General features: G+C 33.8%; 24 protein-coding genes. 14 read left to right on the top strand and 10 right to left on the bottom strand.

All coding sequences use genetic code 11. The features are described 5' to 3' along the window. Window positions 1-33: 33 nt before the first annotated feature. Window positions 34-654, bottom strand: a complete 621-nt coding sequence (locus M9897_13755) for a T9SS type A sorting domain-containing protein (protein ID MCO5269947.1) — start codon at window positions 652-654, stop codon at window positions 34-36. Between the two features lie 354 nt (window positions 655-1,008). Between M9897_13755 and M9897_13750 the strand changes: the two genes are divergently transcribed. The 3 genes from M9897_13750 to M9897_13740 all read left to right on the top strand — a co-directional run bounded on the left by M9897_13750 (window position 1,009) and on the right by M9897_13740 (window position 3,463). Further along, window positions 1,009-1,746: a hemerythrin domain-containing protein gene (locus M9897_13750; protein ID MCO5269946.1), complete on the top strand. Its 738-nt coding sequence runs from the start codon at window positions 1,009-1,011 to the stop codon at window positions 1,744-1,746. Further along, window positions 1,739-2,737, top strand: coding sequence for a GTP 3',8-cyclase MoaA (gene moaA / locus M9897_13745; GenBank protein ID MCO5269945.1), 999 nt, complete (start codon window positions 1,739-1,741; stop codon window positions 2,735-2,737). Before M9897_13750 ends, moaA begins: the two co-directional genes overlap by 8 nt. A 78-nt stretch (window positions 2,738-2,815) precedes the next feature. Then, complete coding sequence (locus M9897_13740) at window positions 2,816-3,463, top strand: Crp/Fnr family transcriptional regulator (protein ID MCO5269944.1); 648 nt, start codon at window positions 2,816-2,818, stop codon at window positions 3,461-3,463. A gap of 12 nt (window positions 3,464-3,475) precedes the next feature. Here M9897_13740 and M9897_13735 read toward each other — a convergent pair whose 3' ends face one another. Continuing rightward, on the bottom strand, window positions 3,476-4,180 hold the full coding sequence (locus tag M9897_13735; protein MCO5269943.1) for a Crp/Fnr family transcriptional regulator: 705 nt from the start codon (window positions 4,178-4,180) through the stop codon (window positions 3,476-3,478). A 126-nt stretch (window positions 4,181-4,306) separates the two neighbouring features. On the opposite strand from M9897_13735, the gene M9897_13730 reads away from it, so the two are divergent. The 8 genes from M9897_13730 to M9897_13695 all read left to right on the top strand — a co-directional run bounded on the left by M9897_13730 (window position 4,307) and on the right by M9897_13695 (window position 9,709). Beyond that, entirely contained in the window at window positions 4,307-5,485 is a 1,179-nt protein-coding gene (locus M9897_13730) for a molybdopterin molybdotransferase MoeA (protein MCO5269942.1), read from the top strand. A gap of 106 nt (window positions 5,486-5,591) precedes the next feature. Then, the gene (locus M9897_13725; protein ID MCO5269941.1) at window positions 5,592-5,936 is read left to right on the top strand and encodes a LysR family transcriptional regulator; all 345 of its coding nucleotides are present in this window, start codon (window positions 5,592-5,594) and stop codon (window positions 5,934-5,936) included. Beyond that, window positions 5,933-6,526: a molybdenum cofactor guanylyltransferase gene (locus M9897_13720; protein MCO5269940.1), complete on the top strand. Its 594-nt coding sequence runs from the start codon at window positions 5,933-5,935 to the stop codon at window positions 6,524-6,526. The genes M9897_13725 and M9897_13720 overlap by 4 nt, the downstream gene beginning before the upstream one ends. A 10-nt stretch (window positions 6,527-6,536) precedes the next feature. Further along, complete coding sequence (locus M9897_13715; protein ID MCO5269939.1) at window positions 6,537-6,743, top strand: hypothetical protein; 207 nt, start codon at window positions 6,537-6,539, stop codon at window positions 6,741-6,743. A 3-nt stretch (window positions 6,744-6,746) separates the two neighbouring features. Further along, the gene (locus M9897_13710; GenBank protein ID MCO5269938.1) at window positions 6,747-7,838 is read left to right on the top strand and encodes a HesA/MoeB/ThiF family protein; all 1,092 of its coding nucleotides are present in this window, start codon (window positions 6,747-6,749) and stop codon (window positions 7,836-7,838) included. Beyond that, entirely contained in the window at window positions 7,823-8,263 is a 441-nt protein-coding gene (locus M9897_13705; GenBank protein MCO5269937.1) for a molybdenum cofactor biosynthesis protein MoaE, read from the top strand. Before M9897_13710 ends, M9897_13705 begins: the two co-directional genes overlap by 16 nt. Before the next feature lie 148 nt (window positions 8,264-8,411). Next, window positions 8,412-9,326 carry a bifunctional molybdenum cofactor biosynthesis protein MoaC/MoaB gene (moaCB, locus tag M9897_13700; GenBank protein MCO5269936.1) on the top strand — a complete coding sequence of 305 codons (915 nt, stop codon included), beginning with the start codon at window positions 8,412-8,414 and terminating at the stop codon, window positions 9,324-9,326. A 2-nt stretch (window positions 9,327-9,328) separates the two neighbouring features. Further along, window positions 9,329-9,709 (top strand): hypothetical protein, encoded by a 381-nt coding sequence (locus M9897_13695; GenBank protein ID MCO5269935.1) that lies wholly within the window; start codon window positions 9,329-9,331, stop codon window positions 9,707-9,709. 10 nt (window positions 9,710-9,719) lie between these two features. Here the strand turns inward: M9897_13695 and M9897_13690 are convergent, their stop codons facing one another. From M9897_13690 to M9897_13680, 3 genes are all read right to left on the bottom strand, one after another. Further along, the gene (locus M9897_13690) at window positions 9,720-10,160 is read right to left on the bottom strand and encodes a hypothetical protein (GenBank protein MCO5269934.1); all 441 of its coding nucleotides are present in this window, start codon (window positions 10,158-10,160) and stop codon (window positions 9,720-9,722) included. Window positions 10,161-10,214: 54 nt separating this feature from the next. After that, window positions 10,215-11,390 carry a putative sulfate/molybdate transporter gene (locus M9897_13685; protein MCO5269933.1) on the bottom strand — a complete coding sequence of 392 codons (1,176 nt, stop codon included), beginning with the start codon at window positions 11,388-11,390 and terminating at the stop codon, window positions 10,215-10,217. Between the two features lie 72 nt (window positions 11,391-11,462). Further along, on the bottom strand, window positions 11,463-12,173 hold the full coding sequence (locus tag M9897_13680) for a Plug domain-containing protein (GenBank protein MCO5269932.1): 711 nt from the start codon (window positions 12,171-12,173) through the stop codon (window positions 11,463-11,465). Window positions 12,174-12,899: 726 nt separating this feature from the next. On the opposite strand from M9897_13680, the gene M9897_13675 reads away from it, so the two are divergent. Together M9897_13675 and M9897_13670 are read left to right on the top strand one after the other, a co-directional pair. Beyond that, a complete protein-coding gene (locus M9897_13675) occupies window positions 12,900-14,825 on the top strand; it encodes a S8 family serine peptidase (GenBank protein MCO5269931.1) in 1,926 nt (641 codons plus the stop codon). Between the two features lie 2 nt (window positions 14,826-14,827). Then, a complete protein-coding gene (locus M9897_13670; GenBank protein ID MCO5269930.1) occupies window positions 14,828-16,321 on the top strand; it encodes a T9SS type A sorting domain-containing protein in 1,494 nt (497 codons plus the stop codon). Window positions 16,322-16,648: 327 nt separating this feature from the next. Here the strand turns inward: M9897_13670 and narI are convergent, their stop codons facing one another. The 5 genes from narI to M9897_13645 are packed head-to-tail and all read right to left on the bottom strand — an operon-like array spanning window position 16,649 to window position 24,566. Next, on the bottom strand, window positions 16,649-18,049 hold the full coding sequence (gene narI / locus M9897_13665) for a respiratory nitrate reductase subunit gamma (protein MCO5269929.1): 1,401 nt from the start codon (window positions 18,047-18,049) through the stop codon (window positions 16,649-16,651). 4 nt (window positions 18,050-18,053) lie between these two features. Next, window positions 18,054-18,743, bottom strand: a complete 690-nt coding sequence (locus tag M9897_13660; protein MCO5269928.1) for a hypothetical protein — start codon at window positions 18,741-18,743, stop codon at window positions 18,054-18,056. A gap of 10 nt (window positions 18,744-18,753) precedes the next feature. Beyond that, the gene (gene narH, locus M9897_13655) at window positions 18,754-20,247 is read right to left on the bottom strand and encodes a nitrate reductase subunit beta (GenBank protein ID MCO5269927.1); all 1,494 of its coding nucleotides are present in this window, start codon (window positions 20,245-20,247) and stop codon (window positions 18,754-18,756) included. Window positions 20,248-20,282: 35 nt separating this feature from the next. Further along, a complete protein-coding gene (locus tag M9897_13650) occupies window positions 20,283-23,927 on the bottom strand; it encodes a nitrate reductase subunit alpha (protein MCO5269926.1) in 3,645 nt (1,214 codons plus the stop codon). A gap of 24 nt (window positions 23,928-23,951) precedes the next feature. Next, entirely contained in the window at window positions 23,952-24,566 is a 615-nt protein-coding gene (locus M9897_13645; protein MCO5269925.1) for a cytochrome c, read from the bottom strand. Window positions 24,567-24,735: 169 nt separating this feature from the next. Here M9897_13645 and M9897_13640 point away from each other — a divergent pair, with 169 nt between their 5' ends. Continuing rightward, window positions 24,736-25,434: a response regulator transcription factor gene (locus tag M9897_13640; GenBank protein ID MCO5269924.1), complete on the top strand. Its 699-nt coding sequence runs from the start codon at window positions 24,736-24,738 to the stop codon at window positions 25,432-25,434. Window position 25,435: the final 1 nt, after the last annotated feature.

Genomic DNA, 25,435 nt, shown 5'->3' with positions numbered 1-25,435 from the left:
AAATCGTTAGCCTTTCCTATAAGAGAAAATAATTTACTTACTCACAATCAATTTACGCGTAGCTCTTGCTCCATCATTTTCAATCTGGATAAAATAAACTCCGCTTTCGAATTTTGTAGTAGAAACTTGCACTGCTTCATTTGTATGACTTAATTGATAAACTACGCTTCCTGTAATATCAACTATTTTTAATGATGAATTCAGTGGGATATTTTCAATATTTACAAATTGTGATGCAGGATTAGGATAGATGGATACATTAAATAGTGTTCCTTCTTTTTCTATGCTAGATGGGGTACTTCCTCCTGTAATTTCATAACGATATAAATGTTGCGTATAATTCTTATTCTCGTCAATAGATGGTGGAAGAGATGCTGCGAATAGATAATCTTTTCCTACGGCAATACTTCCAAATACAGAAGCTCCTAGTGTAACATCTGAAATACAAGTCCATGTCATACAATCATCAGAAGATTCAAATATTCCTCCAAAGATATCTATACAATAAAACTTATTAGTATAAGGATGATAAACCACCTGCTTCTTATTATGAACCATATCATCAAATGGAATAGAAAGTTGAGTGAAATTCTTACCACCGTCTGTAGATTTTACGATAACAGTCATGGGGTGAATATCGTCCTTAGTTTCCATTGTGGTAGTTCGAAGTAATTTTGTGCTACAACACTGTTTAAGCCAAAGAGGGAAATAGCTAAAGCAGCAATAGTTGTATTTATTTTTTTTATAGATATAGATTTAAAATATGATACAATTTTAAATCAAAATTGTATCTTTTTGCAATAAGGCAAATGACTTATTTTGATCATGTGGGATGATAAAGTAATCAACTATTTATCAGAATAATATACAGATATTAGCATTAAATATCGACACTATTCCTCCTCGAAGGATTATACAGCAAAGAAAAGACTTTGATTGTATGATTTAAATCATTGTTTTAACATCACTATCCTGCGATATTTACCAAAAAATATAACGGCATATACAATGAAAATCATAGACCCAGAAACAGGAGAGCGCGTATTTCCAAAAAGACAACCAAAAACTGGTGCATTTGGAGAGGATATGAAAAAAATCAACAAGGAATTAAGAGATGATGATCCTATCATGGTAAACGCCCAAAAGGAAGGAGAAAGTGAAATGTCTCCCATGGATCCACCTGAAGCATACGATAAATCTACAGCTATTGGATTAGATTATGAACATGCGAATCATTTTATACAGAATTTAGTAGATGAACACAAAGAGGTGAAAGAAGAATTAAAGTTATTTGATGAAGCTTTAATTCGTTTCAAAGAAACCCATTATGCTTTCAATAGTGAAGTGGCTGATGCTTTCAATAAATTCTACACTTACTTCGATAACCATATTCTTCCCCATAATGAAAAGGAAGAACATTATTATTTTAGGATTTTACATAAAAGATTAATAGAATCTGGAGAACATGGAAATGGTTCTGAAGAAAGAACAGCAATAGACGTTATGGAGGATGACCATATTAAATTTATTCAATTAGGCTCTTTGTCATTTAATTTATTTGGGCTTGCTCATAGATTACGAGATCCTGAATCACGATTTCTGACATGGGATTTAGCTTATAATACAGCACGTGAATTAGTAGAATTATTACGTTTGCACATCTTCAGAGAAGATGAAACACTCTTTCCTCTATCTCAACAACTTTTAACAGAAGAAGATTTTAGAATAATTAATGAAAATGCCTGAAAAATTTTTGGTAGATAAATTTGGACGAAGACATAATTACCTTCGTATTTCTCTCACAGAACGATGTAATTTACGTTGTTTCTACTGTATGCCTGAAGAAGGCATACAGTTGAGAGATAAGAAAGAATTTATGACAACTGAAGAATTATTACATATCACTCAAACCTTTGTTGATTTAGGTATTACAAAAATTCGACTAACTGGGGGAGAGCCCTTAATTAAGAAAAATATAGAGGAAATTTTATATGAATTAGGAAAACTACCTGTTGAGTTAGCCATTACTACCAACGGAATCTTAATAGATCGCTATATCGATTTATTTAAACAAACAGGGCTTCGAAAAATTAACGTAAGTCTAGACTCTCTACAAGAAGATAGATTTAATGCCATTTCTAGGAGAAATTATTTTACACGAATTAAGGAAAATATTGATTCAATCATAGCTGATTCTTTTTTTGATGTGAAAATTAATGTAGTACTTATTAAAGGGACAAATGATGATGAAATTATAGACTTTATCAATTGGGTTGCCGATAAAAGAGTACGATTACGTTTTATCGAATTCATGCCTTTTGATGGTAACAATTGGGATAAAAGCAAGCAGGTCTCTTTAAAAGAAATTTTAGAAAAAGTTAACACACATTTCGGAGAAGATAATATACTTCGCTTAGAAGACAGCAAGAATGATACGTGCAAAAATTACCAAATAAAAGGAGCAATTGGCTCATTTGGCATTATTAGTTCTGTGACTAACCCTTTTTGTGATTCTTGTAACAGAATACGTCTAACTGCCGATGGAAAAATAAAGAACTGTCTATTTTCTGCTTCAGAGAGTGATTTGCTGAATGCCCTACGAAACCAGCAAGATATCCTGCCTATTATAACTCAAAATATCCTACACAAGGCTAAAGAAAGAGGAGGCTTCTTTAATTCGGATAACACAGTAAAACCTTCGTATCTAAATCGCACCATGACCACAATCGGAGGTTAGCATGATATTAATCATAAACATTCTCTTGTCTATAATCTATCTTTGTTAGTATATTGCGCTTGATAAAATCAAGACAATATGATCTTAGACAAATATTGCACAAAGGAATGGTTAGATTTTGTGAATTTTCATAGCAAAATCATTGATTTGAAACGTAAAGAAATCATCTTCCAATCAGGCGAAGAGACGAAAGGTATTTACCTCATTCTAGAAGGGAAAGTGAAAGTAACCCGACAATCAGGAGCTGGGGGTCAACGCATCATCCGATTGGCAACCAAAGATGATTTCATTGGTCATAGAGGTTTTGGAGGAAACTGGGAATACACGATTACAGCACACTGCCTCACTGATTGTAGCGTACTTTTAATCCCTATGAATATTTTTGAAACTTTAGTAAAAAGCAATCCTGAATTTGCTTATTATATGGTCATGTTTTTTGCAGAAGAATTACGAGTATCCGAAAATTTAGCTACCACTCTCCCTATGAAGAGTCAAGTTGCAGCAGGTGTTCTAAAAAATTTAGAGGCCTTTGGGTTTGATAAAACAGACAAGACGAAAATTAGTCTGACTTTATCACGAAAAGATATGGCTAGTTTAGTTGGAACTCGTTATGAAACTGTAGTAAGGGCTTTAACTGAATTTAAGAATGAAGGAATTATTCAACTAGACGCAAAGAACATTCATATCATAGATCTGAAAAGATTGAATGAATACGCCCAACAATAAGTTTTAAGCAAATCACACTACATTAGCCATTTTTTCCAATTGCATTAGATTTAAAATCTTAATATTTTTTCCAATTAAATCAATCACTTTTTCCTTTTTCAATTGAAGTAAAGAGCGAATGGCAGACTCGGTTGTTGTACCTGACATATCTGCAATTTCAGATCGCGTCATTGTTACATCAATCGTTTTCTTATCGTTGGTAAAACCAAAAGTTTCAATCATTTCCATTAAAGACCTTGCTACTCTTTCTTTTACAGTATTTTGTGCAATATCCACAATATGCTCTTCAGCTGTCTTTAAATCTTTCGAAATAAGACGTAAAAGCTTTAAAGATAAGTCACCATTTGTTCCTAAAGTATTCATAAATTTATCTTTTGAAATCATGCAGATATAGGAATCTTCAAGTGCTGTTGCAGTTGCTTTATAAACTTCTCCATTTAAAAAGGCACGATATCCAATAATTTCTCCTGCATTAGCCAATCGGGTGATTTGCTCTTTCCCTTCCTTTCCTAATTTAGATAATTTAATCTTACCCTTAGAAACACAAAAGACCCCATGTGCAAAGTTACCTTCATTAAAAATAACTTGACCTTTTTTATAATAACCAAATCCTTTACCTTCACTTAGCACGTCTTTTTCAGTATCCGAAAGGCAACAAAACAATCCATTAGAATGAGTACATTCACTACATTTCATTTGTGGTGGCAACTTTTTCATAAGATTTATTTTTTAGTCACAAATTCATGGTAAATGTAGTATAAAAAACAAAAAATCAAACATATATTTATATGATTTATGTCATATTAATACATGTTAAACATTTCTATTTTTACAATAAAAAATATGACATCTCACATTCAAGCCATAGATATTATTGATAAAAATGTCTCAAAAGGAAAAGAAATTCATATAGATATAGAATATGCTTTAAATCACATCTTGAGTAAAGACATATATTCACCTATCTATTTCCCTCCTTTTGCACAATCAGCTATGGATGGCTATGCAATTTCTCATATTTCAGAATCTTTAATTTACTCAATAGCAGGAGAAGTTGCTGCTGGTGATAATGCAGAAGATATTCAAATAGGAGAACGAGATGCAGTGCGAATATTTACGGGTGCAATGTTACCCTCCAACACAATAGCTGTAATCAAACAGGAAGATGTAGAACTTGTTGATGTTAAAACAATTGCTATAAATAAAGTAGTAAAAGCAGAAGAGAATATACGACCTATTGGAGAGCAAACTAAGACAGGGGAGCTTATTTTATCTAAAGGCACTAAACTAACACCCGGCTCAATTGGATACTTAGCTATGCTAGGAATTTCCACAGTATCCGTTTATAAAAAACCTACGATTATAATTATTGCCACAGGAAGCGAACTCCTACCGCAAGGAGAAAAATTAACTCCTGGAAAAATTTACGAGTCAAATACTTACACACTTAAAGCCGCTCTTCAAAGTCAGGGATTTAAAGCTGATGTAAAAATAGTGAAAGACGACCCAGAAAGCACAAATACCATTGCTAAAGAGGCTATTGAGAAATATGACTTTATCATTTTCACAGGGGGGATTTCTGTAGGGGATTACGATTTCGTTCATGATGTTCTCGTTGAGTGTGGAGTTCAAGAATTATTTTATAAAGTAAAACAAAAACCCGGCAAACCACTCTACTTTGGAATGAAAGATAATAAAATTATTTTTGCACTTCCTGGGAATCCAGCAGCTGTTTTAACTTCATTTTATATTTATGTTTTGGAGGCACTCGGCAAATATTTAGGTGATGACAAGCTTAAACTATCCCATTCTCATAGAGTTATAGATGACAATTATGTAAAATCAAAGAATTTAACCTATTTCTTAAAAGGTAAGAAAAGTAAAACTGAAGTAAGTATTTTGAAAGACCAAAGCTCAGCCATGCTTTCTTCATTCGTTCATGCCGACTGTTTAATTATACTTCCAGAAGGAGTAGAAAAAATTGAAAAAGGCGAAAAAGTAGAGATCATTTCTCTTCAATAATTAAAACTATTAACTGAATCAAAATTCATTCGGCATTATGATTTATATCATATTTATTTAAATTGGATAAAACGAAATTTGTGTAGTATATTAGAGAATATAACGTATGTCGAATTTTCAGATAGAATGTAAAATATGGATCAAATCAAATAATGAATCATTCCTAGGTCAAGGAAGAATTGATTTATTAAGAAATATTGAAAAATTTGGATCTATTTCCAAAGCTGCTAAAGAAATGAAAATGTCCTATAAAAAAGCATGGGGATTAGTAAATTCTATGAATTCCAATTTTACAAAACCCTTGGTAATTGGAGAAGCGGGGGGCGTAAATGGTGGTGGTTCTTGTTTAAGTAAAACAGGTAAACATCTCGTTCATATTTACGATTCTATAATTGAGTCTAACAAAAATTTCTTAGACAATGAACTGTCTAAGTTAGCATATGTAAAATGAACGTTACTGGAATCATATTAGCAGGCGGAAAAAGCTCCAGAATGGGAGAAGATAAATGTTTTGTACAACTTTCTAATAAATACTTTATTGATTTTATTATCGAAACTTTCTTGCAGTATGGTATTTGTGATATTATTATAAACACAAATTCTCCTTTTAAATTTTCCCATTACCCATACCCTATTTGTGTTGATGTGATTCCTGAAAAAGGACCATTAGGAGGGATTTATTCTGCGCTAAAGATGTCAAATAACGAAGAGAATATTATTATTCCCTGTGACTCCCCATTTATAACACCTGAACTTATAGATGTTTTAATTCAAACAAATAAGAATCATGAGATCACATTCCCAAAATTAGATGGAATTTATTATCCTCTTATCGGGTGTTATAAAAAAAGTGCTATCCATTTTATTAAATCACTTTTAGATAAGAATGAATTAAAAGCACAGAATCTCATTAATTATCCACAAACATCTATTTTAAATTTTTCAGAAGACAATTATGGAATAGACGACATAGAATTAGTATTCGCTAATATTAACGACAAAAAAAGCCTACAATATTATGAAGAAAATGTGCCTTGTTAATTATTATGGAATGATAGCAGAAGCTATTGGGAAAGACTCCGAAACACTCGAATTGGAAATAAGTGAACAAACTGATGCAAGAACTTTATTTGTATCACTTTACAGTCAATTGGCACATCTCCCATTCCAGGTAGCTATTGATACTGAAATTGTGGAAAGATTTGATTCAAGAAACTTTAGTTCAATCTCTTTATTACCTCCTTTCTCAGGTGGATAAACTATGTTTACAAAAGAAGAAAAGACATATTATAAACGACAATTAGCACTCCATCAATTTGGTGCAGAATCTCAAGTGAAACTTAAATCATCAAGAGTCCTTGTTGTGGGTGCAGGTGGATTGGCAAGTTCTGCTTTACAATATTTAGTTGGGGCGGGGATAGGACATATCGGTATTGCAGATGGAGATAGTATAGAACTGCATAATTTACATAGACAAACGCTCTACGATATCCATTCGGTTGGAAAGAAAAAAGTAGAAGTAGCTAAAGAAAAACTACAACTTATAAATCCTCACTGCACAATCAAAGCATACCCTAGCTTTTTATCTCATGATAATATTTTAGATATCATTACAGATTATGATGTCATAGTAGATTGTACGGATAATTTTACAGCTCGTTATTTAATAAATGATGCTTGCATTCTTCTTGATAAGCCTTTTGTGTATGGCGCAATTTACCGCTATGAAGGTCAGGTAAGTGTCTTTAATTATCAGAATGGTCCAACATATCGTTGTCTTTTTCCTGAAAAAGAAGAAAATAAAAATATACTAAATTGCAATGAAGATGGTGTATTAGGCATCCTTCCTGGCATTATCGGGATATACCAAGCCATGGAAACCATAAAAATGATTACGGGTATAGGCAGCTTACTAAATGGTCAAATATTACTTATAAACATTTTAAACAATCAGTCCCAACGCATTACTATTCAACGAAAAAATATTCCTTATAAGGAGCTATTGGAAAAATCAGGATTACGCAGTGAATCAATAGCATGTAGTAACTTTTCCTGTCAGCAAATCAGCTGGAATGAATTAGAAAACATAAAAGATTTTATATTTCTAGATGTACGAAACCACGATGAACAGCCTAAATTATCACTCGAAAAAGTTGTTGAAATCCCACTTCTTGAATTAGAGGATAAATTAGATCAAATTCCTTCCAATAAGAACATTGTTTGCGTATGTAAGTCAGGTATTCGCAGTGAGAGAGCTATTTCTATACTAGAAAAGAAATTAAATAGAGAGCAATTATTTAATCTACAAAATGGGATAACTAACGAATTTTTGGAACTATGGAAAAGACATTAAAAAACTGTTTTAAATCAGGAGCTATCGAGGCAAGCTTTATTGGTGAGGCTATCGCAAAACACCAAAATAAGACAAATATTGGGGCACATCAACTATTTTTGGGTCAGGTAAGAGCAGATGACATTGATGGGAAAATCGTTCAATCCATTGACTACACTGCATTTGAAGAAATGGGAAACAAAGTATTTCACGAAATTAGGGAGGCTGCTTTTGACCGTTTTGATTTAGTGTGTATGCACATCTATCACAGTTTAGGAATTGTAAAAGCAGGTGAAATCTGCTTATTTGTTTTTGTTTCATCTAAACACCGAAGAATGGCACAAAAAGCGCTAGAATATGTGGTAGAGGAGATAAAAGAAAGAGCTCCTGTATTTGGAAGGGAAATCTTTGAGGATCAAACACATCAATGGAAAGTAAATACTTAATCATAGTCAAATCTCGATACATTTTCTTTCAGAAAACACTCGATTTGACAATGACGAAAAGGAATGAAAAACACTCGATTTTGGAATGATAATTTAGAAACGATGACTGACAATTAAAAAGGAATAGATTAAATAAAATTTAGAGGACATGGTAGATATCACACATAAAAGCAATTCGCTGCGTACAGCTATAGCACAAGCAATTGTAAGAGTATCCAAGCAAGAAACTATAGACGCCATAGTTAACAAAACTGTTCCTAAAGGAGATGTTTTTGAAATGGCAAAAACCGCAGGGTTGTTTGCAGTAAAAAAAACCAGTGATTCTATCCCAGATTGTCATCCCTTACCAATTGAATATACAGCGGTCTTATATGACATCAAGGGATTAGAGATATACATTTCTATAGAAGTTAGAACCATATATAAAACAGGTGTAGAAGTCGAAGCAATGCATGGCGCAAGTGTCATAGCCCTAACTATGTACGACATGCTCAAGCCGATTGATAAGAACATCGAAATATCAACCATCAAACTACTTTCCAAAGCCGGAGGAAAATCAGATTGGAGAGATAAATATACTGAATTAGGTCTAAATGCTGCTGTAATCGTATGTTCTGACACCATCTCTAAAGGTTTAAAAGAAGATAAAGCAGGAAAAGTAATTCAAAAGAAACTTATGGCAAATGGAGTTCAAATATCAGATTATATAGTTATTCCAGATGAGGCAAGTGATATTCAAGAAAAACTAAAAAAATACTGTGATTTATCAACTAATCTAATTATTTATACAGGCGGTACAGGGCTTTCCCCACGAGACGTAACACCGGAAGCACTACTTCCACTTCTCGACAGGAGAATCCCGGGAATTGAAGAGGCTATACGACATTATGGGCAAGAAAGAACACCCTTATCTATGCTTTCTAGGAGTATCGCAGGCGTAAAAGATAATTCACTCGTCATTGCTTTACCAGGTTCCACCAAAGGAGCTTCTGAATCTATGGATGCGATTTTTCCAGCTGTTTTACATATCTTTAAAGTTTTTAGAGGAAGTCGCCACGATTAAATATGTATAGTTACAACAGCACCCATAAGGTTATCACGGCTCTTATCATTATAGCCATTGCCATATATCATTTTTCTACTCGAGAAAAACAAGTATTAGAATATGATAACGGAAAACCTATACGCACAGGAGTAACCGAAAATAACCTGAGTGAAGGTCAATGGACTTGGTATCATAAAAACGGAAAAAAACAGTTGAGTGGATCTTTTCACAGAGGCAAAAGAGAAGGTGATTGGTTTGTTTACGATACCATGGAACATGTGATACTTAAAAGTACTTACAAGAACAACTTACTAAATGGGGAACAAATCTCCTATGATTCCAAAGGAAACATTCTTCAAATAAATGAATATGAGAATGACCAATTGGTGAAATCACACTAATTTGTAAAGACTATACTGGCAACTCAAAAGATGTTTCCCAGATATTATCATCCTCAATGCGTTTACATTTCACTTTTAGATAGGTAACATCTTTTTCAGCTAATATATGTCGATCAATAATTTCGCTTTTTTTCCCTTCATAATCATTCAGATGATCTCCAACTCGAGGTAAAAAAGGATAGAGAATGGTATTTTTTTCATCTTCTGTCAGAACCAACTTGTGAGCCTCTTCAAATAGAATCTCTTCAAATTTTTCAGCTACAATTTCATCGTTAATCTCATCCTTCAAATCATCTTTCAGACCATCTAACCATTGATTAAAACGAATAATTGCACGTTGCTTCAATTCATTGTGAATATAACTTGGAAAAGGAGAACGGATATGTTCTTGTCCATTAAACCAAAATTCAAATGCCTGCTCAACTAATTCACTCTTTTCTACATCTTTCATACGCTATCTTTTTACAAAATTCTATTTTTTATTTTATTTAAAACATGTTTTATATCATACACACTTCACATCTTCTTTTGACTCTGATTTCTTCTTCTTAAAATAATAGTAAATAAGCGTTCCTAATATCATTGAAATTAAGAAACCATAAGGGAGTGTAAACGCAGCCAAACCAACAAAAACGACTACAAATATTTCATTTTTAGAATATTTATCTTTAAAGACAATCGATATCAAAGAAATTGATTCAAAAAAGAGAATAACCCCTAAAATCTGTAATGGAATCAAGTAAAAGAAATTTTGTATTCCTGTCGCAAAGAAAATTCCTAGGATGATAAAGAATAGACCATATATCACGACTGAACCACCTGTTCTTCCTCCAAAATTGTAATGCCCCATCAAACCACCTGAACCATGACAAACTGGAATACCTCCTAATAGTGGGGAAAAAATATTCATAAAAGAATACGTATAGGTAATCTTATTAATACCTACTTGCTTTTCAGGAAATAAGTCTTTTATTAATTGGTGACTTGCAAAGATTGAGTTCCCAAGTGACAGGGGTATTTGAGGTAGCGCAAGTAGAATAATCGCGTTGGCTGCTAATTCAAAATTTGGAATTTGGAAATCAGGTAATTGTATAGATACTTCTTTAAATAAAGAAAAAGTCAAGTCAAAATGCATCACAAAAGAATAAATCACCCCAATTCCTAAAATAAAAAAGGCTGGCGGATATTTCCTGTTTCCTATAAAAATTAGTCCTGCGACTAATGCCACAAAAACCAAAGCATACTGTATAAATTCTGAATCTGGTAAAACATATTTTTTGAGAGCGATATTCGCTAAGGTAATTCCCAATCCGAGTTGCACTCCTCGAATTACTGAAATTGGAATTATTTTGCCCAACCATTTAATAGCCCCACTGATTGTTAGAACGAGCATAATAACTCCTATCATAAATCCTCCAACAAAAATAACATCTCCTCCAATGCTTCCAGCAATTACAATCGTTGCGACGGCTTTTAAAGGCTGAACCGCCATCGGAATACCGTAGGTAAATCCAGTAAACAATTGCATCAAGCCATAGACAATAAAAACACTGGCTCCATTTATTTGGGAACTCAATATCATTGCCAAAATCAATGGCAAATCAGTTCCAATATCCCCAAAAGCTCCTGAAAACTCATTTCGATCGAAACGTACTTTTTCTTTTATCCAGTTTAAATTCATCGTTATAACTTCTTAACTATAGCGTAAAATAAGTCATATTTATTTTTCAATAATATGATTTACGTCATACATTTATTCTACTTTATTCACTTCAATACTACTCAACCAAAAAACATGACGAGGTCCTGTTTTTATATCACTTTTTGAGATTAGAATCATGTCGCCCTTTTCTTTAATCGACAACCCATTCTCTTCAAATAGAACATACACACCATTCCCCACTTCGTTATTGTAAATTTCTGCCCATGAGAAAGTTGCTTTATATCCATTGTTATTAATCATACCCAAAGAGCCATTGAATTCAAATTTCTCTCTCGGTTTCGAGCTAACCAAATTAATAGCTCCACCCAAAGAATTAGGTCCATAAATAATAGAGGAAAACCCTTTAGACACATCTATTCTTTCAATGTCAGCTGTGGTAAATCTTGCTAAATCAACAAGTCCATCATACGGAATATATACAGGAATTCCATCTATATAAATTGGAATTTGACGAGACCCAAAACCACGTAGAGATACTAAAGAATCATTTCTAGCTCCTGACCGTGTAATATGCACACCCGAAACCATATTCAAGGCATCAGCTACATTCACTTTATTGAAAGCTTGAATTTCTTTTGAATCTAGCTTATTTGGGTCATCAAATTTTTTAAAGGTAACAATCTCGACTTCTCCAAGATTCATTATCTTTGTGAGTGAAGTATCACTTTCTTGAGCGTTTAAAAGAAAAGAAGAAAGTAGTAAGGATAGCCCTATTTTAAATTTTAAAATTTGTATTTTCATTACGTTATGTTTTACAAGATATAGCGCAAAGAAACTATAATCAAAACCACATAACCATGATTTGAATCATACAAATTAATTTAAAACTATTTTTTTCAAACTTTTTTAATTCATTAATTAAAAGAAAATAATAATTCGTTACGCATTTAGAATAAGATACAGAAAATTGTATCGAGGACTGACAAAACAAAGGAGGATAAGGCGGTCGGCTTTGTCGACCGATAATCTTCCTCCACAGTTGTCACCCCAAGAGCCTTGGTTACTCGGGGTCTATTTTTTAATAATTCATATTTCTTACAAAAAAACACAATCCATATACAGTAGAAATGAATGGTTTTATCAGTTTTTATAATTGCACAACGGATTTTTTAACAATTTTTATTTGGCAAAATAAAAAAATACTTATAATTTTCATTTACTAAAAAAGCGTTGCAACGACTTTTTTGGTTGATTTTAGATTATTTATCGAGAAAAACACTGATTTAATACACTGGTTACGAGTGATTACAATTTTATATAAAAGTGATAAAGAATAGCAACATAGGTTAAGTAAAAATTTAAAGTTCTGATCATTTGATATAAAGAAAAATTGAGAATAGCCTTCTTAAGACTAACGTTTTAATGATAAAGCAAATTATTAATTAAAAATTAAGTAAAATGAAAAAAGTAATTTACATTTGTTAAACTACAATGCTTTGTTGTAACACAACGATAGGTCAAATTAACATGCCAGATAGTGTTTATCTATATAATAAGGAACATCAGAAAGATTGGTACTATGTTCAAAAAGATGTGTTTAGTTTCAACTTCACCGATAATTCTATTTACAACTATGATTTACCAGGTTACATAGATTCTACATCAACTTACTCAAATTCTTTTTCAATTTTTAATTTTGTTTATTTTTCCAATACATCTACAAAAGAACAGCGTGAAGAATTTATAAATTCTTTAAAATCTCTAGAGAACTTTAAATCTTATGCTTGGAGTATTAGCAAAACTAAGGATGCCCATTACTCAGAAAACAAATATTACCCAACTGATGATTTGATCCTAGTTACGTTTAAAGACCCAAATTTATCCAGCATTAAGGTTAATAATCTTGCCAACAAATACAACTTAAAACTTGTGTATGAACCCATTGAAGGACTTCCAGAAGAAGTTAGTTGGTCTTATATTTTCCAGTTGAAAGAATCCACAGAGATCGACTCTATGGCAACGATTAATATATCTGCTAAAATTAATGAAAATGAAATAGATTTGGTAAAGTTAGCTGAACCTAATGCATTTTCAGTAGAGCCACTTATCTGCCAGCCAACAACAGAAATGGCTCTAACTCCAGGTAATATTCGAGGGACATGGCACATTAGAAACACTGGAGATGTAATCTGGAATGGACCATCAGGAAAAAATGATGCGGATGCAGACCTTTGTGAATGTTGGGGAGCGGGATATACTGGCAAAGGAATTAAAATGGGTATCATTGATTTTGGTGGTATTGAGTTTTCTCACAATGATTTTGAAGGTTCCAATATTCCTAAAGCATTTAATGCAATGTCAGAGCAATATGAAACATCAGACTTCCAACTTCAATATAATGGGCATGCAATGCAAGTAACGGGTATTGTTGCAGCAACTCCTAACAATACCACTCTAGGTCAAAGATGGGCTGTAGGAGCCGCATACAACACTGAAGTTATTCCATATATTAATGAGTTTACCGATATACCCACTATGAATACTCAAATAGTTAAATCTATACAAGCTGCTGTTTTTGAAGGGGTGGATATTATCAATATGAGCTTTAAAACTAACGCTGCTTTTGGATCAATAGATATTCAAATTAACAATGCCATTGCAACTGGAAGACCCGATCCAAATAATCCTAATATTGCGTTAGGTATAGTTTGTGTTGCAGCCGTTGGTAATGATGATGTAGAAGGGAGTCATTTTCCCGCCAATATGCCAAATGTAATTGGGGTTGGCTGGTCGAATCCTAATGATTATCGTTGTTCTTCCAATGCTCCTGGTGGTGGTTGGTCAGTAACCTCAGGGCAAGGCTCAACGTATGGTCCTCCTGAATATAACTATGATGTTGTGGCACCAGGAGAATTATTAATGACCACCATTTTAAGTCTATTAGGGCAAGGGAGTCATACTGTTACTCTAGGTTCTTCATTTTCTTCTCCCATTGTTGCTTCTATAGCAGCAATGATTTTAGAAAAGAATCCTTCACTTACTTGGAGTGATGTAAGAGATTTAATCAGAGATGGTGCTGAAAAAGTAAATTCCGATACTTATGACTATAATATGTTTGGAAATGCACCCGGTTACAATAATGAAATGTTTTATGGAAGGGTAAGTTGCATTAACTCTATTAATCAAACATCGAATATTGCAGAAGAAGAAAAATCAATTGAACTTACGGTTATGAACATGGGGGAGTATCAATATTTAGTTTTTATCCCCGAAAGTGGAAAGATTCAACCTTATGAATTATATGATATGTCTGGTAGATTATTATTAAATGGAAATGCAGCACCTGGAAATTTTGAAATCCCAATCGATTTATCTTCATATCATAGAGGAATATATATTCTTAAAATTTATAATTCAGAAAGAACCATACTTTCAACAAAACTGATGAAATAAACATGCGTTTATTTATAATCATAGTCTATTTAATGTGCTTTGGGCAAATTATTGCCCAAGGTGCATTTTACTATAAACATATTCAACCTTACAGTAATCAATCTTTTTCAGTAGCAGAGTCTAAAAATGGATTTTTAATTGTAGGTCAAAACGCTGTGCAAGGAGGTGAATCTAATGGCTTCTTAATGAAGATCGATAAACAAGGAAATGTAATTTGGGATAAAATTGTGAATGCTCCTGAGCCTGATAAGTATGAAAACTATAGAGCTGTAGTTTATCATGATGGGTATTTCTATGTTGGAGGTCTTAGGCGAATTGAAGGAAACCAACACAACCTAATATTAAAGGTCGATTCTAATAATGGGGATATAATTGGAGATTACATGTTTGGAAATGATAAGGTATTGGCAAATGACAATCTAATCGGAGATATAAAACTAAATTCTGAGGGATTATTAATAGCAACTTCAGGATTTGATTCAACTAGTATGAGTACAGTTGCAGAACTAATTCAATTAGACTTTCAAGCAAATGTTTTATGGAAGAAAATATACAGTGCTGACTTAAATACTTCTCACTTCTCTGACCGAATGACTAAAATTGAACCTATGGATGATGGATTTTTACTAAAGATGAATAGTTTGGATGTTCCTTTATGGCAAACTAATCATTTTATTATAAGAACAGATTTGAATGGAAATGAGATTTGGAGAAAGAATATGAGGAATTATCAGTCATCATCAACAGGATCAGATTCATTATTATGGTTTGCTGACGCTACACCTTTTAAAAAGAAAAATGTAATCGCTCATTTTGTAATTGATAATATCACAGACAGTACATACACACAAAATATTGTAGTTGTTGAATTTGATGAAAATGGAAATGAAATTTTTTATAAAAAATATCCCGAAAAGGCAGAAGGCATCGGTCCAAGTGATATTTTTTCAGATAATGATAATAATATTTACATAATAGGAAGACAGGAAGTATCTCCTCCTTATTATTCGCAGTTATATGCAGCTAAACTTAATCCTGAAAAAGAATTTTTATGGGAAAATCACTACGGAGAAAAAGACATTACTGAATTATATATTCATTCACTTCTTACTTCTGATGGAGGGGTATTGATAGGCGGAAGGGATTTACTTTATGAAGTTAGTAATAATCGATATTATAGCATACTTGTAAAAACAGATTGTGAAGGTAATACAGAGTGGAACTATGAAAGCTGTAGGTCTCCTAGTTTTGATGACATTACTATTTTCCCTAACCCAAGTTCGGATAATTTTATTGTGCAAATTCCCACAATTCCTGAGCATTCAGTAATAAGATTGGAAGTGTATGATATGATGGGAAAACTCGTTTCGAGAAATGAGTATATAGACAAAGAGGTACTCAAAATAAACTCTTCAACATGGAATTCAGGAGTTTATCATTGCATATTTTACGTAGATAATGAGTATTTCAAGTCGAAAAAGATTATTAAAAATTAAACAACCTATAACATCAAATAAACACTAGCCGATATCATTCTATAACTATCAAACGCCTTGGTTTAACGTTTCTCAAAATTATGAATTGATAATTTTGTTAAAATTTCACTTTTAAAATTCGTTACGCATTTAGAATAAGATACAGATTATGGTGTCAGCCCTCGATACAATTTTTTTACGAAAAATTGTATCGAGGGCTGACAAAACAAATACTTAATAGATTGGGCTTAAGAGGAAAGTATCCAACACAAAATCTAACTCCCAAAAAACAAGAAAGACTGCCTAACGTAATAGACAGTCTTTCTTTTGAGACAAAACTACGTAACATTAATGGTTTCTTGGTTTTTTACCAAAATTCCATCTATATGAGGTACGTATTCTTTTTGGATTCCAGTTCCATATTACCAACTGGTATCTTCTCCATAAGTAATCAATTGGAGCAACAAGAAAGTGAACAAAACGTGTAAAAGGTATTATTCCGATAATTACAAAGGCAGATATGATATGAAGTTGTATTAACCATGGCATTTCAGAAACTGCTGCAATATCAGGATTGAATGAAAAGACTGATGCCAAATAAGGGGAAAGCACAGAAGAGAACCAAGAAGAACCCCATCTAACAAAGAAAGCAACACCAAGTCCTGATATAATTTGAGTTAATAAAACAGTATAAACCACCATATCCATTTTGTTAGCAACAACCTTTAACGTTTTTGTCGAAAGTCTTCTTTTTATGAGAAGTACAACACCAAATAAGGCAGTCAAGCCAAAGGCAAATGCACTAAATTCAAGGATCAATAATCTAACCGGGCTACCATTCCATGCTAATATAGAAGCAGGGAATAGGAAGGCAATTAGGTGACCAAAAAATAAAATCAAAATACTCCAGTGGAAAGCCTGAGATCCCCAAAATAGTTTATTCCCTTCTAAAAATTCAGTAGAAAGTGAAGAAACTTTAAAGCCCATATTCTTATATCTGTATATGGATCCAATCAAAAATACACCAAAGGACAGATAAGGTAAAGCAATAAAGGACAACTGATTAATCATTCCGTAATCTTGTTCTAACAAGCGAACAATAAACCAAGATAACAAGCCTGCAATACCAACATATACCACAAATAAGAATAAATAATTTGGCACTTTATGTGGGTTTTCTTCATTATACCCCATGTGGTTAAGTGCTAATTTCGTTTTTCTACGAATTCTAAATAGTATATACCCCATTACAGCAATGGTTAAGAAAAACCAGAATCCATATTCTCCAAAAAGAGACTCTCCACCGTCTTCTCCACTAGTTCCTGCAGAACCACCTGCTGAGGCAGAAGAAGCTCCTGCATCCGCAACACCATTCTCAGCAATATATGTAATGATATCTTTAATCTCTTGCTCACTCAACTGAGGGAAAGCAGGCATAGGAACATCATTATATTCCTTTGATATCTTAATCGCATCCTCATCACCAGATGCAATAAATTCTTGAGAATTCTGTATCCATTTTATTAACCATTCCTCACTTTGTTTATCAGCCACTCCAGCCAAACCTGGACCAACTAAATTTTTACTTGTTATTGTATGGCAGGTTGCACATAACTTATCAAAATTATCCTTTCCTGCTTGAGCATTCAATTTAAAGCATGGAATCAATAATAGCAAGAACAAGAATGCTATTTTTAAACTATTTAAACTTTTTATCATACTAAAGCTTATTTTCTGATTTCGTTTCATAATCTTAATTTTTAATCGGTTGAGGAGCAGATGTTGGTCCGCAACCCGTATTACAATTTTTCATAAAATTCCCAAGAGTTGGTTGGATAATAGGGTCATTATATTTCACATGTTTAAAGTCTTCCATTACGATATCATATATTGTTTGAAGTGCGTATTGATAGATGTTTCTATTTTTTTCATCTGTCTCTAAAAGAACGCGTTGCTTTTTCAAACGCACCTGATTTTTCAAGGCCATTCGTGCCAAATCAAATTCGCTCAACATTTTTTCTAAAGCTGGTTTGACGATACGAATAGCAAATTCATCTAAGAAGTCCATATCTTCCATTTTAGCCATTAAGGTTAAAATATTGGGAAGATTATCTGCCAATTCATCACCACAGTCATTATTGACTTTTAATTGTTCGTTTTTCACTTTTACTAGAAAGTCACCTCTTTTGTAATCCTCGGCAAACAAGACATATCCCAAGTCCAAAAAGCAAATTGCTTGAATATGAAAAGTCATGCTAAAGATCTCTTCAATATTATCAATATCTGTTTTTTCAATATATTCAAAAAAAGGCATTGCTTTTAAAAATGTCAACGGATATTCTTTTGCCAACATTTGTTTACAGACTTCAATATTCTTTTTATACTCCTTATCTGGATATCTAAAAAGATTTGCTAATAAAATATAGTGACTTCTATTTCTCATAACTCATCAATTACACACCTCTTGCAGGTCTAATTTTAAATCCGAATCCTGTTTCTCCTTTAGCATCAGCGGTAGCTTCAAGCATTTCGATAGATTCTTCTCTGTGTCCAGGAGGAATCACAAAACGTTCTTCAAATGTTGCTAATGAGGTTAATCTATAAATTGCATTTGCCATATCAGCATCTATCATTGTATTTTGAGAAAGATTTTGAACTTGTTCTGGAGATAAATCTCCTACAGTTGCATTTCTTCTGTGAATTTTTACACTCAACATCTTTTGATAGATTTCAGCAATTTTATTAGTATCTCCATTAGAGAATAAAGAAGCTAAATACTTCAATGGCATTCTTGTTTGGTCAATACTTGGAAACAACTCGTTTGTTTTAGTTCTATACAAACCACTTTCATCTACTTGTGCCATTGCTGGAAGCATTGGCGGTACGTAGAATAAATTTGGTAAAGTTCTAAATTCAGGATGTAATGGAAGTGCTATTCCCCACTCAACAACAAATTTATAAATTGGAGATTTTTGAGCAGCTTCAATCGTAGAATCATGAACACCATTTGCTCTTGCTGCTGCAATCACTTCTGGATCGTTTGGATCTAAGTACATAGCGATATGATTATCCACTAATTTATCATCTGGAGAGGCAGCAACTTTTTCAATTTGATCTGCATCGTATAGCATAACACCTAAATATCTAATACGACCTACACAAGAGTGCATACATGCTGGTGCTTGTCCTGTTTCCAAACGAGGATAACATAAAATACATTTTTCAGATTTTCCTGTATGCCAGTTATAATAACTTTTCTTATAAGGGCAAGCAGTTACACACATTCTCCAGGCTCTACAACGTTCTTGATTAATCAAAACGATACCATCTTCCCCTCTTTTGTAAATAGCACCAGAAGGACAAGATGCTACACACGCAGGATTCAAACAGTGGTTACAGATTCTTGGCAAGTACATCATAGTCATTTGCTCCAATTGGAACATAGCCTCCTGATCTACCTCATCCAAGTCTTTAAAATTCACATCTTTCCTAGCATAATCAGGCGTACCACTCAAATCATCATCCCAGTTTGGTCCAGATTTAATATCAATTGGCTCACCCGTTACTAAAGATACTGCTCTACCAATCGGTTGATCATCTCCCTCTGGTGCAGTAAACAAATCAGAGTATTTGTATGCCCAGGGATGGTAATAATCTTCCAATGTAGGTAAATGTGGATTATGGAAAATATTTTTTAATCCTTTCAATTTTCCTGCTCCTTTCAAAGAAACAGTATCTCCATTCTTTTCCCAACCACCTTTATATATTTCTTGATCTTCCCATTTTGTAGGGTATCCTGTCCCGGGCTTGGTTTCAACGTTGTTCCACCACATATATTCAGCTCCTCTTCTATCTGTCCATACGTTTTTACACGCAACAGAACAGGTATGGCATCCGATACATTTATCGAGGTGGAAGACCATGGTCATTTGTGCTCTTACATTCATGATATATGAATTTTAATTGATTCTACTTAATTTTCTTAATATTCTACTTTCTTCATTTTTCTAACTAAAACATGTGTATCACGGTTAGATCCAACAGGTCCCCAATAATTGAAATGGTAAGAAAACTGCCCATAACCACCACACATTAAGTTTGGCTTCAAATGCACTCGTGTAAATGAGTTGTTCATACCACCACGTCTTGGTTCTCCTTTCTTACCTCTTCTCTCTTGAGATTTGGCAATATTATAAGTACGCTCAACGGCATGATATACAATACATACACCCTTAGGAATACGAGCACTCACACAGGCTCGAGTTACATACGTACCGTGGTCGTTATACACTTCCACATGGTCGTTATCATTAATTCCTAATTCAGCTGCATCTGCTTCACTAATCCAGCATGGCTCATTCCCTCTAGAGAGTGTTAACATTCTTAAAGTATCTCCATACGTTGAGTGAATATGCCATTTACCGTGAGGCGTCAAACAGTTTAGCATTTTAGCCTGACCATCATTGACTGTTACACGTAAGTCTCCATATGCTTCTGGCGTTGGTGAAGGCTTGTAAGTTGGGAAATGTTCTCCGAATGCTATATACGCATCATGATCAAGATAAGCATGTTGTCTTCCTGTGAGTGTTCTCCAAGGGACGAACATATCAACGTTATAGGTATAAGCTGCATACGTTCTTCCGTTGTTCATCAAACCTGACCAAACTGGTGATGAATTGTATCTAACAGGCTGTGACTGTAAATCTCTATATTCAAAACTTACTTGTTCAAAACCATCTCCTAAATGTGCTACATCAGGTAAACCAGTTTTTACAGACATATTTCCATATGCTCTAACCGTTAATTTACCATTAGTAAGGGTTGAAAGCTTTAAAATAGCATTAATAGCTTCTACATCTTCTTTAAGAGAAGGATATTCTTTACCATCACTTAATTTTATGACATGCTGTTTATGATCTAGCATTTCTTGATACACATCTTCACACATATAGTGATTCCCATGCGCTCCCAAACCATTTTTAGCAACACCTTCTCCAAGTGTAATAAATTTGTCATAAATTTTAGTGTAATCCCTTTCCTTAAATACAATCTTATGCATTGTTTTTCCAGGAATTGGCTCACATTCACTCTTTGACCAATCTAACAATCTTGGTTGGGTTATTTCGTCTTTGGAGTCATGAGTCAACGGTTGGTTCACAACATCTAGCATAGGTTCAGGGAGATAAGTTTTAGCCATCTCTTGAACTTTCTTTGCTAGTGTTTCAAAGATTTGCCAGTCTGATTTAGATTCCCAAACCGGTGGGATAGCTTCAGACAATGGATGTATAAATGAGTGTAGGTCTGTTGAATTAATATCTGCCTTCTCATACCATGAAGCAGTAGGCAATACAATATCTGAATACAAAGCTGATGTATCCATTCTAAAGTTAATATCAATTACTAAATCCATTTTTCCTTTTGGACCTTCATCACCCATATAGTGAATATCTTTAACGATATCTCCAGCTACTTCATCTGCTATCTTGTTGGTGTGAGTTCCTAAATAGTGATCAAGGAAATATTCATGCCCTTTTGCAGAGGTGCCAATTGCATTTCCTTTCCAAATAAACCACACACGCGGGAAATTTATTTCTTTATCTGGTTCAACGATAGCATGTTTCAATTCTCCCGATTTAATCTGAGAAACAATATAGTTTCTCATCTCATCTTCAGTTGTAGCGCCTGCTTTTTGAGCATCTTTTACAATCTCGAAATTACTCTTACTATACTGTGGATAGTAAGGCATCCAACCATTTCGCACCGACATTACTGCCCAATCCGCAGAGTGCATATTGGTCAATTTATTATCTGGTGAAGTATTATAGATTCGTTGATTTCCGTCATATCTCCATTGGCAAGAATTAATGTAGTGCCAAATTGGCCCTTGCTGTAAACGTGGTGAAGTATCCCAGTCTTTAGAACTCATTATAGTTGACCATGAATCCATGGGAGCTAATTTCTCTTGACCAACATAGTGATTCATCCCTCCACCATTCTTACCGTTACATCCAGTTAGCAACTGAGTCATAATTGCAGAACGATACATTAAATTTTCGTGAAACCAGTGGTTTATACCAGCTCCTACAATAACCATACATGCACCTTCTGTTTTTTCAGCAGTTACTCCCCACTCTCTAGCCAACTGAATAACCTCTTTCCGATCGATACCAGTAAAGATTTCTTGCCAAGCTGGAGTATAAGCCTGATCTGTTTCATCATACGATTTTGGATAATCTCCTTCTAAACCTCTGTTTACTCCATAGTGCCCCATTAACAAATCGTAAATAGTAGCAACTGGAACATCATTTCCTTGCTTGTCTTTAACGAATCTTACAGGAACACCACGTTTAAAGTCTTTTGCTAAACCAAAATCATGGTAAGAAATTTGAACTACATCATCTTTCTTATCCAAGAAAGTTAATTCAGGATCATATTCAACACCAGTTTCTCCGTCTTTGAATAGCAAATTCCATTGACCCTTTTTATCTTGCCAACGGTAACCCATAGTTCCCATAGGAGAAACTAGGTTTCCTGTTTTTGAATCAAAATTTAAGAATTTCCACTCTCCATTCTCAACATCTTTATAGTTTGGAGTTTCATCTACACGCATTAAACGCCCAGGGACAAACTTTTCACCATCTTTTTCAATTCTAACTAAGAAAGGCATATCCGTAAAGCGTTTAACATAATCCATGAAATATGGAACTTGTCTTTGAACGTGAAATTCAGTTAAGATAACATGCGTTACAGCTGTCCAAAAGGCGCCATCAGAACCCGCGTGAACAGGTATCCATTGGTCAGCATGCTTAGCCACCATACTAAAGTCAGGCGACATAACTACCGTTTTTGTTCCGTTATGACGAGCTTCAGAGAAGAAGTGAATATCTGGCGTACGTGTCATACCAAGGTTTGCCCCCATGGAAACAATAAACTTAGATTTGTACCAGTCAGCACTTTCACATACGTCAGTTTGCTCTCCCCAAACCTCAGGGAAAGCATTTGGAAGGTCGCAATACCAATCATAAAAACTTAAGTTTACGGCTCCCATTAATTGTAAATATCTTGCTCCTGAAGCATAACTTAACATACTTTTTGCAGGAATCGGAGCAAAACCAATGATTCTATCAGAGCCATACTTTTGGATTGTGTAGATATTAGAAGCAGCTATTAATTCCACTACATCATCCCATCTCACTCTTCTAAATCCACCTTTACCTCTAGCTCTTTGGTAGCGTATTCTCTTATATTTATCTGCTTGGATATTCGCCCATGCTTGAACAGGATCTCCTCCACATTTTTTCTTTTCTTCATTAAATAAATCAAGCAAAGCTCCTCTGATAATTGGATATTTCACACGAATTGGGCTATACAAATACCAAGAATAAGAAATCCCTCTTTGACACCCACGAGGTTCATAAGGAGGCACTTCTTTATTAAACTGTGGATAATCTAATTGCTGCATTTCCCATACAACAATACCGTCTTTAACGTGAATAGCCCAAGAGCAACCACCGGTACAGTTTACACCGTGAGTACTTCGAACAATTTTATCGTATTGCCATCTGTTTCTGTAAAACTCTTCCCATTTTCTGGTTTCTGGGGAAATTATATCTTCAATCCAACTCATAACTATTTATTTAAATTCTTTATATTAATGTTTTGCATCCCACGCTTGTAATTGGCGATCAAAGATGTCTCTCTTAACCATTTTCTTCTTTCTATTAAACCAAATCAGACTGATTAACACAAAGACGCCAACTACGCCACTTCCTCCTGCAAGCAGCATAGTACTATAACCCTTATCAAGGCTTTGTCCTTCCTGATTATCATTAACATATTTCAAGAAAGCCTGTAAATCTGTTCTTTCTTTATCTGTTAAAGCATGATTACGATAAGACACATCCATAGCAGGAAATGGAGGTGCCATCAACCAAGCTGAAATACCTTCTCCCATACGGGAATAAACATCTGTTAAATCTTTTGCTAATAAACCTCCCTTTATCACCTTATTATTGGCTACAGAATGACAAGTAATACATGAAGGCCCCCTATTTTCAAATCGGGTTGCTCCTTCAAAATATTTTTTACCAGCTATTTCTTCTGGAGTCATTTGTCCCTCATTTGATAAGGCAACTGACTGAGTTTGTAATAAAAATCCTACGCTCAACAATGCCAATAATCTGATTATTTTAATTCGTTTCATATTCACTAATTTTACGATACAAATATTAGGACATTCAACTCCTATTTCTATGATGTGAATCATGCTTTTTGATTTTTATTAAAATTAGAATGATTCTAAATAAATAGTTACTTTACTGTATCTAGCAATATTCCAAGTAATAGAAATTGTTTTAGTGGATTTAATTCAAAGATTTACATCATGTTTTTGATTGTATTAAAAATGCTATATTTGGTTTGTGAATGAATCCAAAATGAATAAATCCAAAATCCTTATAGTAGAAGATGAAACTCGGGTAGTACAATTTCTCAAGCAAGGATTTGAAGAAAATGGATTTGAAGTTGACGTTGCCTATGATGGTGAATTTGGTGAGAAATTAGCACTTTCTAATGGGTATGATATTTTCGTGTTAGATGTCATCATCCCGCATTTAAATGGATTAAAACTTTGCAAAATTATCAGAGACAAACATCCCGAATCAAAAATCATAATGCTAACCGCATTAGGCTCGCTAGATGACAAATTGGAAGGTTTTGAAGCTGGAGCTGATGATTATTTAATTAAACCTTTTGATTTCCCTGAATTACTAGCTCGTGTCAAATCCCTCTTGAGACGAACCAACAATAGCACAGAGCAGCCCACCGATTCAAATCACATTTTGTCTATTGGAGATCTGGAATTAAATACCTTTTCTAAGATTGTAAAAAGAGCGGGTAATGAAGTAAAACTCACTGCCAAAGAATATACACTTTTAGAGTTACTCTTACAAAACAAAAACAGAGTCATTAGTAAGGCAGAAATAGCTGAGAAAGTGTGGGATATCACGTTCGATTCAGGAACGAATGTTATTGAAGTATATGTGAATTTTCTTCGCAAAAAAATAGATAATGACTACCCAAACAAACTCATACATACACATGTTGGATTAGGCTATTCTATAAAAGAGGACTAAT

Origin of the sequence: Brumimicrobium sp., assembly GCA_023957385.1 — a bacterium.
Classification (GTDB): Bacteria; Bacteroidota; Bacteroidia; order Flavobacteriales_D; family Crocinitomicaceae; genus Brumimicrobium.
The sequence above is the reverse complement of the archived record's forward strand: the minus strand, read 5'-3'. Positions and strand labels throughout refer to the sequence as shown.